This is a genomic window from Thalassospira sp. SN3W, assembly GCF_038070535.1.
GTDB lineage: Bacteria > Pseudomonadota > Alphaproteobacteria > Rhodospirillales > Thalassospiraceae > Thalassospira > Thalassospira xiamenensis.
On the sequence record NZ_CP121124.1, the window covers coordinates 826,563 to 841,556 of the forward strand.

Consider the following 14,994-nt stretch of genomic DNA (forward strand, 5'->3'; position numbering starts at 1 on the left):
CCATATTCCGCAAATCAGAGGAAACAATCACAGTAGGCTGCATCGCATCAACCTCATATTCGAAGAAGGATTTGGAACAATGAAGCTGCATTATTTTCCCCTCTCGGGCCATGCCCACCGCGCCCACCTGTTTCTGAGCCTTCTGGGCGTTGACCATGATGTCATCACGGTCGATCTGCCCAATGGCGCGCATAAATCGCCGGAATTCCTCAAACTGAACCCGTTGGGTCAGGTACCGGTTCTAGAAGACGGCGACGTCGTGATTGCCGATTCCATCGCCATCATGACCTATGTCGCCAAGAAGATCGGTGCGACCGACTGGCTGCCCGAAGATGCCGAAAGTGCCGCCAAGGTTCAGAAATGGCTTTCGGTCGCGGCGGGGCAAATTGCCTATGGCGTCTGTGCCGCCCGTCTGCTCACGGTGTTTAATGTACCGTTCAATGCCGACGAAGTCATTGCACGCGCCCATGCCATTCTGGCCCAGATTGATGACGCGCTTTCGGGCAAGGACTGGATCGAGCTGGGCCGTCCAACCATCGCCGATGTCGCCCTTTACAGCTATATCGCCAACGCCCCCGAAGGCAATGTTGACCTTGCCCCCTATGGCAATGTGCGCGCCTGGTTGAAACGGGTCGAAGCCCTGCCCGGTTTCGTGCCGTTCGAACAGACTGTCGCTGGCCTGCGCAAGTCGGCCTGACAGGTCGGGCCGGTCTTTCGCCTTGTCCAGGCTCCCCCTGCACGGACACAGCGATCACCCCGCCCGACCGGCCCTTCCCCGACTTCCCTTGTGTCGCAAAGGAAATTGCCATGAACACGCCCGTTACGTCATCTGCCCCCCTGCAATTCACCTCGTCTGGCACGGGCACCAACAGCCCGTGGCACGAAGGTGAAATTCACATGCAGAAGCTGGTCGGGGTCGATGCCCGCATGGCCGAGGTTGGCAAACGTGTTCTGCGCGACCATCTGATCGAACAGCATCGCCAGTTTTACCCGCAACTGCCCTTTGCAGTATTTGGCGCGGTTGATGACAATGACGATGTCTGGGCGACCCTTCGCGCCAACCACCCCGGCTTCCTGTATTCCCCAGATCCCTATCAGCTTGCTGTCGATATCCCGCGCGATCCAGCCGATCCGGCTGATGCGGGGATGGATGACGGCAAGGCCATCGGCATGATCGGGATCGAATTGCACACAAGACGCCGCAACCGCCTGAATGGCACCATTGCACGTTCTTCTGATGATGGTTTCGCGATCCGGGTCGGGCACAGCTATGGCAACTGCCCACAATATATCCAGTTACGTGATTTCGAGTTCACCCGCGATCCACTGGCCCCAACTTCGTCAGAAATCAAATTGCATGAGGATTTCGAAAGTACATTGAATGATCAGGCCCGCGCGATGATTGCTGCGGCTGATACCTTCTTTGTCGCAACCTATGTTGATCGCCCCGATGAGAACCGCGAGGTCGATGTTTCACACCGTGGCGGCAAACCCGGATTTGTCCGCATTGATGCCGATGGCAGCCTGACCATCCCCGATTTTGCCGGAAACCTGTTTTTCAATACGCTGGGAAATATCCTCGCCAATCCCAAGGCGGGCCTTGTTTTTACCGATTTTGCCACGGGCGATGTCCTGCAGATCACGGGCGATGCCGAAGTCATCGTCGACGGGCCGGAAATTGCTGCCTTTCAGGGGGCGGAACGTTTGTGGCGGGTTTTCCCGCGTAAGGTCGTGTTGCGCAAAGCCACCCTTCCGATCCGCTGGCGCGATCAAATCGACGGGGCATCCCCCAACAGCCTTCTGACCGGCGACTGGGAAACGGCGGAACGTAAAATTGCGGCCATGCAGAACGCGATTATTTGGAAAAATTTCAAAATCGCGCGGATTGTGAAAGAAAACAGAATAATCAAATCCTTCCATCTCGAACCGCTCGACGGAACTGGAACCCTGCCTTACAAGGCCGGGCAGCATCTGCCGATCCGGGTCACGGTGCCCGGCCATGACAAACCACTGATCCGCACCTACACACTTTCAAGCGGCCCGTCGGACAATCGCTATCGCATCAGTGTGAAGCGCGAAGGCTTGGTTTCAAGCCACTTGCACGATAACCTTGCCGAGGGCGACGTGATCGAAGCCCGTGCGCCTGCAGGCGATTTTTCAATCGATGCCCATGTCAAACGCCCGGCAGTTCTGATTGCGGGCGGGATCGGTATCACACCGATGATCTCGATGCTGCGCCATATCGTTTATGAGGGGCTCCGCACCCGTGGTTTCCGGCCGACATGGCTGTTTTATGCCGCGCGAACCCTTGAAGACCGGGCGTTTGATGACGAGCTGGTTGAACTGGTCAAAGCAGCCCAAGGCAGCATTCGCCTTGTCCGCGTGCTTGCCGATCCGACCGACGCCGAACCGCGCAAGAATTACGAAGCATCCGGGCATATCGATATGGATTTGCTGCGCTCCCTGCTGCCGTTTGACGATTTCGATTTTTATCTGTGCGGTCCGCCACCTTTTATGCAGGCGATATATGACGGTTTGCGCGGCCTTAACATTACCGATACCCGCATCCATGCCGAGGCCTTCGGCCCCGCATCGCTGCAACGCAGCCACGACAGCCAGCCCGATCTGCCTGAACTGGCACCGGCAAGCAGCACGGATACAAAAGTTGATTTTTCAGGTTCGGACAAAAGTGCGATCTGGAAGCCAGATGATGGCAAAACCTTGCTGGAACTGGCCGAAGATGCCGGATTGGCACCAGAGGCAAGCTGCCGCGGCGGGAATTGCGGCACCTGCCGGACTAAAATCCTGCAAGGGAACGTCACCTATAAAACCCGGCCCTCGGCTAAAACCGCCCAGGACGAGGCATTGATCTGCTGTGCGGTACCTGCGGCTGCGGAAGATGGTAGCGATGAATCGCTTGTTCTGGCGCTTTGATCCGGTCTTGGATTGCAAGGGAGGGCGCGACGTTCTATCTAGGTCGTAACTTTTAAAACGACTTTTGACGGAGCTTCCCGCCTCATGGCCGATCCGATCACCGTTTTTGATCGCCACATCCTGAAACTGCGCCGCGACCGCGCGGCAAAACGTGCCAGCGAGTTCAATTTCCTGTTTGCCGAAACTGCCGAACGCCTTGCCGACCGGCTTGACGACACCACGCGCAAATTCCCGCTAGCGGTTGATCTTGGCTGTCACAATGGCGAGCTTGGCCAGATCATCGGTGCACGTGGCGGGATAGAAACCCTGCATCAATGCGACATTTCATATGGTTATGCGCAGTCAGCCAAAATGCGCAATGAGCGCACGACATTCGTTGCCGATGAAGAATTCCTGCCGTTTGGCGATGGGTCACTTGATCTGATCCTTTCGAACCTGTCGCTGCATTGGGTCAATGACCTGCCCGGTATGCTGCTTCAGGCACGGCGCGCGCTTAAACCCGATGGGCTGTTTCTGGCATGCCTTCTGGGCGGTGATACGCTGCGTGACCTGCGCGAGGCATTGATGACCGCCGAGGCCGAAGAAGAAGGCGGCGTATCCCCTCGCGTATCCCCCTTTGTCGATGTTCGCGATGCAGGGTCGCTGTTACAGCGCAGCGGCTTTGCTCTGCCGGTGGTTGATAGCGACGATATCTCCATCGATTATCCCGATGCCCTGAAACTGATGCGCGATCTTTCGGGGATGGGCGAAAGCAACCTTGTCGCCATCCGATCCAAGAAATTCACCAAACGCAGCACATTGGCCCGTGCGGCGGCAATTTATCACGAACGTCACGGTCGCCCGGATGGCCGCGTTCATGCCAAATTTCAGGTGATCTACCTTACCGCCTGGGCGCCCGATGAAAGCCAGCCCAAGCCGCTTAGACGCGGTACAGGGCAGGTCAGCCTTGTTGATTTTCTGGGTGACGTCCAGGACAAGCCCGATCCGGCAAAAAGCAATTAATCATACTTTTTGTTTTGCCGTTCAAAAGCAAACAGTTACCGGAATTTGACATGCTCCTTCCTTCTCCGCTGATTCAGGGCAAGCTGATCAAACGTTACAAACGTTTTCTGGCCGATATCGAGCTGGAAAACGGCGATATGATCACCGCCCATTGCGCCAATCCGGGCGGGATGATCGGGTTGAAGGAGGCCGGGATCGATGTCTGGCTGTCGCAATCGGACAATCCGAAACGCAAACTGAAATACAGTTGGGAACTGTGCCGGGTTGGCGGTGCGATGGTTGGCATCAATACTGCCCATCCCAACGCAATCGTCGAAGAAGCCATCTTGTCGGGCAAGGTGCCGGAGCTGGCCGGATATGAAACGCTGAAGCGTGAAGTCAAATATGGCAAGAATTCACGGATCGATATCCTGCTTTCTGATCCGGAACGTGGGCTTTGCTATGTCGAAGTCAAGAATGTGCATCTTAAACGCGATGATGCTGTTCCGGGGCTGGCGGAGTTTCCCGATGCGGTTACCGCGCGCGGGGCAAAGCACCTTGACGAAATGGCCGACATGGTCGCAGAAGGTCACCGTGCCGTGATGTTCTATCTGATCCAGCGCGATGATTGCGACCGTTTTGCATTGGCATCCGATATAGATCCGCACTATGCCGCGCGCTTTTCCGCGGCGACCAGCGCCGGGGTCGAGGCATTGGCCTATGACTGCATCATTGATGTCAAGACACCATCGGTAACCGTAAACAAGGCCGTTCCGATCCGGGACATCAGCGCAAAGTGACGGCATCCTTGCCAATTTCGCCCTGTCCGATTATGTCATTGAACTATGTTGCGACACAGCGACCATTGAATTTACTGCCGAACCAAGGAGATTTCGGGTGGCGAACGGAAAAGTAAAACTGCACGGACCCGAAGCGTTCGAAGGGATGCGCGCCGCCGGACGGCTGGCTGCGGAAGTCCTTGATTACATTACGCCCTTCGTTGTTCCGGGCGAAACGACCGGCAGGCTCGACCAATTGTGTGATGAATATATTCGCGATCATAATGCGGTTTCGGCCTGCCTTGGCTATCGCGGCTTTCCGAAATCGATTTGCACCTCGATCAACCATGTTGTCTGCCACGGGATTCCCGGCGACAAGAAACTGATGAATGGCGACATCATGAATATCGATGTCACGGTCATTCTCGATGGCTGGTATGGCGATACGTCGCGCATGTATATTGCGGGCACGCCCAAGGTCATGGCGCAGCGCCTTGTCGATGTGACGTACGAAGCATTGTGGCGCGGGATTAATGCCGTCAAGCCGGGTGCGACACTTGGCGATATCGGTCATGCGATCCAAAGCTATGCCGAAAGCGAACGTTTTTCGGTTGTACGCGATTTCTGCGGTCACGGCCTTGGTCAGGTGTTCCATGATGCGCCCAATATCCTGCATTATGGCCGCCCGGGCGAAGGACTTGTTCTGGAACCCGGCATGATTTTCACCATCGAACCGATGATCAACCAGGGCACTTATACCTGCAAAATCCTGCCTGATGGCTGGACAGCGGTGACGCGGGACCGCAAACTGTCGGCACAGTTCGAACATTCACTTGGCGTCACCGATGACGGGTTTGAAATCTTTACCCGTTCACCGGCCGGGCTTGAAAAACCACCATACGACATTAGTGCAGCCGCCGAATAAGGCCGCAAACAAAAAGGGGGAAGCGGATTTGAGCGAAACAGAAGATCGCAAGGCTGCTTCCCGTCCTGACGCATCAATAGATGTACAGATTGATGACGGCACGCGCGTCTTTTTCGATCAGACGCGCGCTGCGGTTCCGGCCGGACAAAGTACCAGTTTCCAGCCATCGCCGAGCGACGCGAAACCGCCCAAACCCCATTATCACGGCCACCGTCAACGCCTGCGCGAACGGTTCCTTAAAGGCGGGGCCAATGCGCTTGCCGATTATGAATTGCTTGAACTTCTGCTGTGTATGGCGATGCCGCGTGGCGATGTCAAACCGCTGGCAAAATCGCTGATTACGCAGTTTGGCAGCTTTGCCAATGTTCTTGCCGCACGGCCCGAAGATTTGCAAAAGGCCAAGGGGCTTGGCGATGCCGGAATTGCCGCGATCAAGGTGGCCGAGGCAAGCGCGCAATATCTGGCCCGTGAACGCGCGATGGAATTGCCCGTGATCGCCAGTTGGGAACAGCTGATTGATTACTGCCGGGTGCGTCTGGGCCATCGCAAGACCGAAGAACTGCATCTGCTGTTTCTCGACCGCAAGAACCGGTTGATTGCCGATGAATGCCATCAGACCGGCACGGTCGATCACACCCCGGTTTACCCGCGCGAAGTGATCAAGCGCGCCCTTGAATTGCACGCCAGCGCGATCATTCTGGTCCATAACCATCCCAGCGGCGATGCCACCCCATCGCGCGGCGATATAGACATGACGCGCAAGATTGTCGAGGCCGCAAAGGCGATGGAAATCACCATCCACGACCACATCATTATCAGTCAGGCCGGGTATAATTCGTTTAAAACCCTTGGCCTGATCTAATCATCTGCTCCCGGATTATCACCGTGCCCCATATCGGACTGGTATCACTTGTCGTGGCAGATTACGACGATGCCATTGATTTCTATGTCAACAAGGTCGGGTTCGAACTGATCGAGGATACCGATCTGGGCGATGGCAAACGATGGGTAATTGTCGGCCCGAGGGGTGCGCGTGAAAGCCGTCTTTTGCTGGCACAGGCATCGGGGGAAACACAAACCGCTGCCATCGGAAATCAGACCGGCGGGCGGGTCGGATTTTTCCTGAATACTGATGATTTTGCCCGCGACCATGCCCTGATGAAAAAGGCGGGGGTTCAGTTTCTTGAAGAACCGCGATACGAGCCATATGGCACCGTTGCCGTCTTTGCCGACCTTTATGGCAACAAGTGGGATTTGCTGGAACTCAAAGCCTCCTGACGACCACGATCAAAGGGCAGCGTAGTCATAAAAGCACCGCATACCGGCTGAAACAATCAGAAATCCGCTACAAATACCTATGACCAGCAAAGCTACAAGCGTCATGCCCATACAAAAACGCTTAAACCAGACCATGATCCTCCGCGGGGTTTCATTTCGGCTGAAAACAAAGGGCGGGTCGGTCCACTGGAAATGACCAACCCGCCAGAAACCGGCCGCCTGGATTGGGGCGGGCAGGAGACCGGTATACGACGATCAGGATCAGAAGTTGTAAACCAGCCCCAGACCGATGCTGTAGACATAATCCTCATCAATCAGGGGACTATCGGTATAGCTGTCAGGCAGGAACTGGATACCGCTGGTGCCCAGCAAAACAAGGCTTTCGGTAATCGGGTAGGTTACTGAAAGATCAAGATGCGGGATGAATGCCGCGTCCGCGTCATAGGCACTGCGGTCGCTACGGACTTCATTGCCACTAACCCCGACATGGTAGTTTGCCAGTTTCTCGCTTTGCCAGAGCACCCCGCCACTCCAGTCGAACGTCACATCCTGCCAGTCCATCGGAATGGTATATGTCAGGTCAACTTCATGACCGTCATGGGCATCATTCAGATCAGTCAGGTAATAGGCCCCGACTTCCCCGCGCCACAGGCGGCTGGTGAAACCGATCCCGGCCTCATAGGCCATATCGCGTTCTTTCATGCCACGCAGATATTCACTATCGCCATTTTCAAACGGCTTCATGCGAAGCGCACCAAGTACGTCAAGACTGGCGAATTCATTTTGCCATGCGGTGACAGATATCCCGTCGGTCCCGATATGCAGCCGATCCGCATCATAGGCCAAAAGCGGCAAAGGATCTAAATCGACGCTGTCCGCACCACGATAAGGATTGCTTTCAACCTGGCCATATGCCCCGAACTGCCAAACGCCACCAAGCCAGGGATCAGCAGCTTCATCTTGTTTGGGGTTAACCTCTTCGCGCAGGACGTCCCTTGTACCTTGCTGCGCATTGGCCGACGTACTGATGACGAGCATAAGCGCACTTGCACACAATCCGGCCCCCAACAGGATCAAACCGTTCCCGACCAGATTTGAAACTTTATAAAAATTCATTTTGTCCGATCACCCTTGTATCAGTTTTGGTGACCCGACAATGCAGTGTCGTTCTGTGTCTGGCGTCCGGCTCTGTATCTTCGAACCTGATTTCGGCGATCAAAAGGTACGAATGCGCATTCGGACGCGTTAAGTATTTGTATTTAATGAATTCTCATCCCGGTACGCACTGGGCGTTTTACCGGTGATTTTCTTGAAGGCCAGATTGAAAGTCGATTTGGAATTAAACCCGACACTGATGGCGATATCGAGGATCGTGCGATCCGGCTCCTCGATCAGAAGACGGGATGCCTCGTATGTACGAACCTCGTTGACGAAATCAAAGAAGCTTTTGCCAAGATGCTGGTTCAGCACATAGGAAAGCTGATTGGGTGTCACCCCAACCGCATTGGCAAGTTTCGGCATGGTCAGAAGCGGATCAAACATCAGCTCGCGTGCCGCCACGATGCGGTCCAGTTTTGCCCCTATTCGGCTGACATCTTCGGGATCAACCACATTGCGCGCCAGACCGGGTCTGGGCCTTTTTCCATCACTCTCGCCGGTGTTTTCAACCTCGTCGCGTTCAGGCTGTACGAACAATGCCGGATTGGCGGCAATAACGTGACACATCCGAAAGAACACCAGAACAAAGGTCGCCTTCACACACAGAACCAGCCATTCACTGCGTGAAACGATGGTATCGAAAAGACTGATCAGCGTGAAAAGGGTGAAAATCACACTCAACCCGACGAGCAGTTCAAGAATCCAGCGCCTTAGCCCTTTCTGATCGACTTCAAGCTGCCGATGGGCATCTTTCAAATACCGGACCGCAACATGCCAGATCCGGAACATATAGATCGCAAATTGCAGACAGAAGATCGCGATCAACATCATCAGCAGCAGATTAAAGACGCTGCCCTGACTGAAATCGAGATTGATGCGGACGTCGGAAACAGCCGTGTCCGACGACGAAAGACTGGCATGCAGCAGAAAAACGACCCAGACCATGACTGCCGACACCGGAAGCATGATTGCAAAATGCCATGCCGGTTTTGCGGATGGATTGCCTGATATCTCCCGGAAATAAAGATAGATTGCCGGAATGAAGGCGAAAAAGAAGGGGGTAACAAGCGGTGTCAGATACAGGTTCACAAGTGGGGGGACGATGGTATCGACAATATCGTCGATAAAGCCCATGCCGACAGCCACCGCAAACATCATCAGCCATCGATTTGCTCGAAATGCGCGTTTTCCCTCGCCCTGCAAAAGAATAATCAGAAAAACGGCCTGAACCGCGCCAAGTGCCGCAATCAGTAGCAGCAGCAAATCGATTGTTTCAAACATTCATGTGCCCGTCATTTGCGACGATAAAGATTACAGCAGCGCTAAAGTACGGGGTTACGCCGCGACAGGGTCTCCGATCGGTAAACACTTGGCGTTTTGCCGGTGATTTTCTTAAAAGCCAGATTGAAGGTGGATTTGGAATTAAAACCAACACTGGTTGCGATATCAAGGATGGTGCTATCTGGTTCGTTTACCAAAAGGCGGGATGCCTCGCCGGTTCGAACTTCGTTGATGAAGTCAAAGAAGCTTTTGCCAAGATGCTGGTTCAGCACATAGGAAAGCTGGTTAGGGGTTGCACCGACTGCATTTGCAAGCTTTGGCAGGCTGACAAGAGGATCGAAAAGCAGGTCGCTTCTGGTCCTGATGGCGTCAAGCCGTTTACAAATTCTGCTGATTTCATCGGCATCCACCAAGTTGCGAGGCGCAAACCGGGTTTGCCTCGACCCGGTTGCCGTGAAATCACGGGCATCTTCATCCATTGCCATCTCTTGCGCCCCGTCCCATTCCGCCTGAACGAACAAAGCCGGGTTGTGCGCAATCACGTGGCACATACGAAAGAATACGAGCGCGAACGCCCCCTGCACAAGGGTCGTCAGCCATTCGCTATCGGTAATGAAAATATCGACAATCGTCGTTGCGGTAAAAATCAGAAAAATCAGGCTGATGCCAGTCAGCAGTTCAGTCACCCAGCGGCGCAGAACGCGCTGATCCGCACCGAGCTGTTCACCCGCCTGCCGCAGATAGCCAATCGCAACCCGCCAGATTTTGACCATATAGCCAAACAACTGGACATAAAGCGCAATAATGATTGTCAGCAGGATCGCAGCCACAGGCAAATGACTTTCAATATCGGTATCCAGTTCGAAATCGATTTCTCCGCCAATATCGCCCGGAAGTATACGGGTGCGCATTATGTGTACCGCGACCGCCGTCAGGATGGCGACCGGCACCAGAATGACGAAATGCACCCCCGGATAGCGCACGGGACGGTCAGCAATTTCGCGAAAATACAAGTAGATAGATGGCAAAAAGACAAATGTGACCGGTACAAAAATAATTGCCAGATACAGAATATAAAGCGGCGAGAGGAAGACATCGCTGATGTCTTCGACAAAGCTTGCGCAGGCGGTCAGCGAGAACACCAGCAACCAGCGATTCGCACGAAATGCGCGTTTGCCCTCGTGCCGCAACAGCAGCATCAGGAATGCGGCCTGTGCAAGGCCGACTGCAGCAATAAGCAAAAGAACGATTTCGGACGTATCCATTCTTTATCCTGATGGCCGCTGTCTGTTGTTAACCGGGGCCGACGAGAGCATCCCCAACAATTCCGGGGGCGGTCGCGTGCGTATCTGCAGCAACTCGGTATTTGCTTGGTGTTGTACCGGTTACACGCCTAAACGCAAGATTGAAGGTGGATTTTGAATTGAACCCGACGGCCATGGCAATATCAAGAACCGGCCTGAGAAATGCCAAGTATGGCAACCATCAGGGCCGCCAGATCAAACGGGCTTAAAGGCATCTTTCGGTCGCATTTGTTGATAAAGGAAATCTGCAAAACAGCGTACGCAAAAACCCGTAGCCTGAATGACGATGTTTCTCAACGGCAATTTTTTGAATTCACGCTTGTTTCATCAAGCTGCCATGACGCGATACCGGGTTTGTATTCCGAAATCTTTTCACGCGCGAAAATGTAATCAGAGAACGCCCATTTTCGCGCCAAGATATTGAAATCGCCTGAATTGCCGAAAAATAATGCAGAAAATCACAAAGCCCGATTCGTGATCACCGAATTTGGCGGCCAACCCTTTGAATGTGAACTGTTTCACTTTTTGCGCATATAGCCGCAAGGCGCGACGCGACAATCACCGTTACATGCAAAACGTTTTACAGGCGAAAGTTGCAGGCTTCCTCAGCCGTAGAACAATCTGTTATTTCCGAATAATACGCAAAATAACACCACAAAATGACCATAATCACGCAAAAAAACACCATTTGTTTCAAATTTGTGGAATCGTGACTTGCAGATCACGCATGTCAGTCTCAGTATTTTTGCGTACGTACTTTCAGGGAGTACGTCGGCAACAAAGCAAAATAGATGAGGGAGACATTACAGATGTCACAACACGCGAAGACCGCAAATGGTCTCGTGAAGGGATTGCTGAATTCCTCGCGGGCCTTTGTGCTGGGCACGGCATTGCTTGCCGGTTCCATGACCATGCTGTCCACCACACATGCACAGGCTGAAAAAATCCTGCGCGTCGGCAATGACGGCGAACCGCAATCAATGGACCCGCATTTCATTTCGACGGTTCAGACCAGCCGCCTGTCGGATGATATGTTTCTGGGTCTTCTGACATATGGCCCGGATGGTGAACCGGTGCCAGGTGCCGCTGAAAGCTGGACCGTTTCTGACGACGGCATGACCTATACCTTTAAAATTCGCGATCACAACTGGTCGGACGGCGTGCCGGTAACTGCCGGTGATTTTGTCGCGGGCTGGAACCGCCTGCTTGACCCGGCGACCGGTGCGGAATACGCATCCCTGCTTTATATCATCGAGGGTGCCGAAGCTGTTAACAGTGGCAAGGAAGGCGCGAAACTCGCGGCCACCGCCCTGGATGACAAAACCCTGCAGGTCAAACTGACCGCGCCAGCCCCTTATTTCCTGGCACAACTTACCCACCAGACCGCCTTCCCGATCCCGCAGCATGCGATTGCCAAATTTGGCAAAGACTGGGTGAAACCGGAAAATATCGTGGTGAACGGTCCGTACAAACTGACCGAATGGCTGCCGAACGTTCATGCCAAGCTTGAAAAGAACCCGGAATTCTATGACGCCGCCAATGTGCCGATCGACGAGGTGATCTATTACACCTATGAAGATCGCACCGCGATGCAGAACCGTTTCCGTGCAGGCGAACTTGACGTCGCACGCGACATCGCGTCCGAACAGATTTCCTGGCTGCGCGATAACCTTGCCGATAGCCTGCGCATCGCACCGTATGCCGGTATCTATTACTATGCGATCCGTACCGACAAGGACATGTTCAAGGATGTCCGTGTCCGCAAAGCCCTGTCGATGGCGATCAACCGCGAAGCCATTACGGACTCGGTTCTGAAAACCGGTGAACTTCCGGCCTATTCCTTTGTCCCGCCCGGAACCGGTAATTACGGCGAGCCAGCATACATTTCGTGGAAAGACCTTTCCTATAATGAAAAGCTCGAAGAAGCCAAAAAGCTTCTGGCCGAGGCCGGTTATGGCCCTGACAATCCGCTTAAATTCACCCTGCGCTACAACACGTCTGAAAACCACAAGCGCATCGCGATTGCGGCCCAGAACATGTGGAAGCAGATCGGCGTTCAGGCCGAACTGTTCAACACCGAAGGCAAAATCCACTATGCCGATCTGAAGGTCGGTAACTTTGAAGTGGCACGTGCGGGCTGGATTGCCGATTACAACGACGCGCAGAACTTCCTGTTCCTCGGCGAAGAACGGACCGGGCCGCTGAACTACGCGGCTTTTGATAACCCGCGTTACAACGAACTGATGCTGGAAGCCGAAAAGGAAGGCGACCTTAAAAAGCGTGCCAGCCTGATGAAGCAGGCCGAAGCCATCATGATGGAAGCACAGCCTTACATCCCGATTTACTACTATGTCTCGAAACAGCTCGTCTCACCGAAGATCGAAGGCTGGATCGATAACGCCCCGGATCGCCACCTGACCCGCTGGCTCGACATCAAAGAGTAAACGCCGGAGACTTTGCCGCAGGTCCGGATCACGGACCTGCGGCAACTCATCGGCCCCCAATGGGGATGAGAGAGAATTATGTTATCTTACGCCATCCGGCGCCTGATGATCGCGATCCCGACGCTGTTCATCGTGATCACGGTTGCCTTTTTCATGATGCGCATTGCACCAGGCGGACCGTTCGATCAGGAACGTGCCCTGCCCCCGGAAATCGAAAAAAACATCAAGGCCGCCTATGACCTTGATAAACCGCTGCTTGAACAATACACGATCTATATCGGCAAAATCCTGCGTGGTGACTTTGGCCCGTCGATCAAAATTCGCGATTTTTCCGTCGCGGAACTGATCATGGCTGGCGCCCCGGCATCGATGCAGCTTGGCCTGTCGGCGATCTTTCTGGCGCTGATATTCGGGGTTGGCTTTGGCACCTATGCCGCCCTTCGACAGAACAGTGTGGTTGATTTCGCGGTAATGGGCGTTGCCATGGTCGGCATTGCCATCCCGAACTTTGTCATGGCGCCGCTTCTGTCGCTGGTGTTTGGCCTGTATCTTTCGATCCTGCCAACAGCAGGTTGGGGAGACGGCGAAATTCAATACAAGATATTGCCGATCATCGCCCTTGCCCTGCCACAAGTCGCTTATATCGCGCGCCTGACGCGTGGGTCGATGGTCGAAGTCCTCCATTCCAATTACATCCGCACTGCACGCGCCAAAGGTTTGCGTGAAAAGCTTGTCGTCAACCGGCATGCGATCCGCGGCGCGCTTTTGCCTGTCGTATCCTATCTGGGACCGGCAACCGCGGCGGTGATGACCGGCTCTGTGGTCATCGAAACCATCTTTGGCGTGCCCGGTATCGGGACCTATTTCGTCAAGGCAGCGCTTAACCGCGACTACCCGCTGGTGATGGGTGTGGTCATTGTCTATGCGGTGATGATCATCCTTCTGAATTTCCTGGTCGACATGGTCTACGGCCTGCTCGATCCCAAGCTGAAGTCACGCTCATGATGAACAAGGATCAAAAAACAGCGATGCTTCAGGCGGCAGGCGCCGCCGGAGAGATCGAGGGTCGCAGCCTGTGGCGCGATGCCCGTATTCGCCTGTTTCGCAACAAGGCCGCCGTCGGGTCGATGATCATTCTGGCCATCATTACCCTGATGGCAATTTTCGCCCCGCTGCTCAGCCCGTTTGAATACGACCAGATCGACTGGGGCTATATCCAGGAAGGTCCGAACTGGGAAAACGGCCATATCCTTGGCACGGATGGCAATGGTCGCGATATTTTCATCCGCATCCTTTATGGCGCGCGTGTATCCCTTGCGGTTGGTTTACTGGCAACGGCGGTGTCGCTTGTGATCGGCGTTACCTATGGCGCTGTTGCCGGCTATTTCGGCGGACGGATCGACAACATCATGATGCGGTTTGTCGATGTACTTTATTCCCTGCCCTTCATGTTCTTTGTGATCATGCTGATGGTGGTGTTTGGCCGGAACATTTTCCTGATTTTCGTCGCCCTTGGCGCGGTTGAATGGCTGACCATGGCACGTATTGTCCGAGGTCAGACGCTTTCGATCCGGCGGCGCGAATTTATCGAAGCCGCCCATGCCACGGGTGTTTCGAACTTCAAGATCATTTTCCGCCATGTGATTCCCAACGTTCTGGGGCCGGTCATTGTTTACATGACGCTGACCATTCCGCAGGTGATCCTGACCGAAAGTTTCCTGTCGTTCCTGGGCCTTGGTGTTCAGGAGCCGCTGACAAGCTGGGGCGTTCTGATTTCCGAAGGGGCGAAAGTGATCGAAGCAGCGACCTGGATGCTGATTTATCCGGCGATCTTCCTGGCACTGACGCTGTTCTGTTTCAACTTCATCGGCGACGGATTGCGCGACGCCCTTGATCCGAAGGACAGATAG

Annotated in this window: 14 protein-coding genes; 10 read left to right on the forward strand and 4 right to left on the reverse strand. The window is 54.3% G+C overall.

What is annotated here, in order from left to right:
* The first annotated feature begins 79 nt into the window (after nt 1-79).
* From P8T57_RS03605 to P8T57_RS03635, 7 genes are all read left to right on the forward strand, one after another.
* Entirely contained in the window at nt 80-697 is a 618-nt protein-coding gene (locus P8T57_RS03605) for a glutathione S-transferase (RefSeq protein ID WP_341364613.1), read from the forward strand.
* A gap of 110 nt (nt 698-807) precedes the next feature.
* Nucleotides 808-2,934 (forward strand): pyridoxamine 5'-phosphate oxidase family protein, encoded by a 2,127-nt coding sequence (locus P8T57_RS03610; RefSeq protein ID WP_341364614.1) that lies wholly within the window; start codon nt 808-810, stop codon nt 2,932-2,934.
* Between the two features lie 84 nt (nt 2,935-3,018).
* Nucleotides 3,019-3,936 carry a methyltransferase domain-containing protein gene (locus P8T57_RS03615; protein WP_341364615.1) on the forward strand — a complete coding sequence of 306 codons (918 nt, stop codon included), beginning with the start codon at nt 3,019-3,021 and terminating at the stop codon, nt 3,934-3,936.
* A 50-nt stretch (nt 3,937-3,986) separates the two neighbouring features.
* Nucleotides 3,987-4,715 carry a DNA/RNA nuclease SfsA gene (gene sfsA, locus P8T57_RS03620; RefSeq protein ID WP_114094816.1) on the forward strand — a complete coding sequence of 243 codons (729 nt, stop codon included), beginning with the start codon at nt 3,987-3,989 and terminating at the stop codon, nt 4,713-4,715.
* Between the two features lie 97 nt (nt 4,716-4,812).
* The gene (gene map, locus P8T57_RS03625; RefSeq protein ID WP_007091145.1) at nt 4,813-5,619 is read left to right on the forward strand and encodes a type I methionyl aminopeptidase; all 807 of its coding nucleotides are present in this window, start codon (nt 4,813-4,815) and stop codon (nt 5,617-5,619) included.
* Between the two features lie 28 nt (nt 5,620-5,647).
* Complete coding sequence (gene radC / locus P8T57_RS03630) at nt 5,648-6,481, forward strand: DNA repair protein RadC (RefSeq protein WP_341364616.1); 834 nt, start codon at nt 5,648-5,650, stop codon at nt 6,479-6,481.
* A 23-nt stretch (nt 6,482-6,504) separates the two neighbouring features.
* Nucleotides 6,505-6,897: a VOC family protein gene (locus P8T57_RS03635; RefSeq protein ID WP_341364617.1), complete on the forward strand. Its 393-nt coding sequence runs from the start codon at nt 6,505-6,507 to the stop codon at nt 6,895-6,897.
* A gap of 261 nt (nt 6,898-7,158) precedes the next feature.
* On the opposite strand, the gene P8T57_RS03640 is transcribed toward P8T57_RS03635, so the two are convergent.
* The 4 genes from P8T57_RS03640 to P8T57_RS03655 form a co-directional block, all read right to left on the reverse strand.
* Nucleotides 7,159-8,013 (reverse strand): MipA/OmpV family protein, encoded by an 855-nt coding sequence (locus tag P8T57_RS03640; protein WP_341364618.1) that lies wholly within the window; start codon nt 8,011-8,013, stop codon nt 7,159-7,161.
* 129 nt (nt 8,014-8,142) lie between these two features.
* Nucleotides 8,143-9,336 carry a helix-turn-helix domain-containing protein gene (locus P8T57_RS03645; protein WP_341364619.1) on the reverse strand — a complete coding sequence of 398 codons (1,194 nt, stop codon included), beginning with the start codon at nt 9,334-9,336 and terminating at the stop codon, nt 8,143-8,145.
* Between the two features lie 41 nt (nt 9,337-9,377).
* The gene (locus P8T57_RS03650) at nt 9,378-10,601 is read right to left on the reverse strand and encodes a helix-turn-helix domain-containing protein (RefSeq protein ID WP_341364620.1); all 1,224 of its coding nucleotides are present in this window, start codon (nt 10,599-10,601) and stop codon (nt 9,378-9,380) included.
* Between the two features lie 28 nt (nt 10,602-10,629).
* The gene (locus tag P8T57_RS03655) at nt 10,630-10,818 is read right to left on the reverse strand and encodes a helix-turn-helix domain-containing protein (protein WP_338061528.1); all 189 of its coding nucleotides are present in this window, start codon (nt 10,816-10,818) and stop codon (nt 10,630-10,632) included.
* A gap of 631 nt (nt 10,819-11,449) precedes the next feature.
* Here P8T57_RS03655 and P8T57_RS03660 point away from each other — a divergent pair.
* The 3 genes from P8T57_RS03660 to P8T57_RS03670 all read left to right on the forward strand — a co-directional run bounded on the left by P8T57_RS03660 (nt 11,450) and on the right by P8T57_RS03670 (nt 14,994).
* On the forward strand, nt 11,450-13,084 hold the full coding sequence (locus P8T57_RS03660) for a peptide ABC transporter substrate-binding protein (protein WP_341364621.1): 1,635 nt from the start codon (nt 11,450-11,452) through the stop codon (nt 13,082-13,084).
* 78 nt (nt 13,085-13,162) lie between these two features.
* Nucleotides 13,163-14,089: an oligopeptide ABC transporter permease OppB gene (oppB, locus tag P8T57_RS03665; protein WP_341364622.1), complete on the forward strand. Its 927-nt coding sequence runs from the start codon at nt 13,163-13,165 to the stop codon at nt 14,087-14,089.
* Nucleotides 14,086-14,994, forward strand: coding sequence for an ABC transporter permease subunit (locus tag P8T57_RS03670; protein WP_341364623.1), 909 nt, complete (start codon nt 14,086-14,088; stop codon nt 14,992-14,994). Before oppB ends, P8T57_RS03670 begins: the two co-directional genes overlap by 4 nt.

Bases quoted from the DNA above. Each gene is read 5' to 3' on its own strand.
- P8T57_RS03670 (WP_341364623.1), top strand. From the start codon at position 14,086: ATGATGAACAAGGATCAAAAAACAGCGATGCTTCAGGCGGCAGGCGCC.
- oppB (WP_341364622.1), top strand. From the start codon at position 13,163: ATGTTATCTTACGCCATCCGGCGCCTGATGATCGCGATCCCGACGCTG.
- P8T57_RS03610 (WP_341364614.1), top strand. From the start codon at position 808: ATGAACACGCCCGTTACGTCATCTGCCCCCCTGCAATTCACCTCGTCT.
- P8T57_RS03660 (WP_341364621.1), top strand. From the start codon at position 11,450: ATGTCACAACACGCGAAGACCGCAAATGGTCTCGTGAAGGGATTGCTG.
- P8T57_RS03645 (WP_341364619.1), bottom strand. From the start codon at position 9,336: ATGTTTGAAACAATCGATTTGCTGCTGCTACTGATTGCGGCACTTGGC.
- P8T57_RS03650 (WP_341364620.1), bottom strand. From the start codon at position 10,601: ATGGATACGTCCGAAATCGTTCTTTTGCTTATTGCTGCAGTCGGCCTT.
- P8T57_RS03605 (WP_341364613.1), top strand. From the start codon at position 80: ATGAAGCTGCATTATTTTCCCCTCTCGGGCCATGCCCACCGCGCCCAC.
- P8T57_RS03640 (WP_341364618.1), bottom strand. From the start codon at position 8,013: ATGAATTTTTATAAAGTTTCAAATCTGGTCGGGAACGGTTTGATCCTG.
- sfsA (WP_114094816.1), top strand. From the start codon at position 3,987: ATGCTCCTTCCTTCTCCGCTGATTCAGGGCAAGCTGATCAAACGTTAC.
- P8T57_RS03615 (WP_341364615.1), top strand. From the start codon at position 3,019: ATGGCCGATCCGATCACCGTTTTTGATCGCCACATCCTGAAACTGCGC.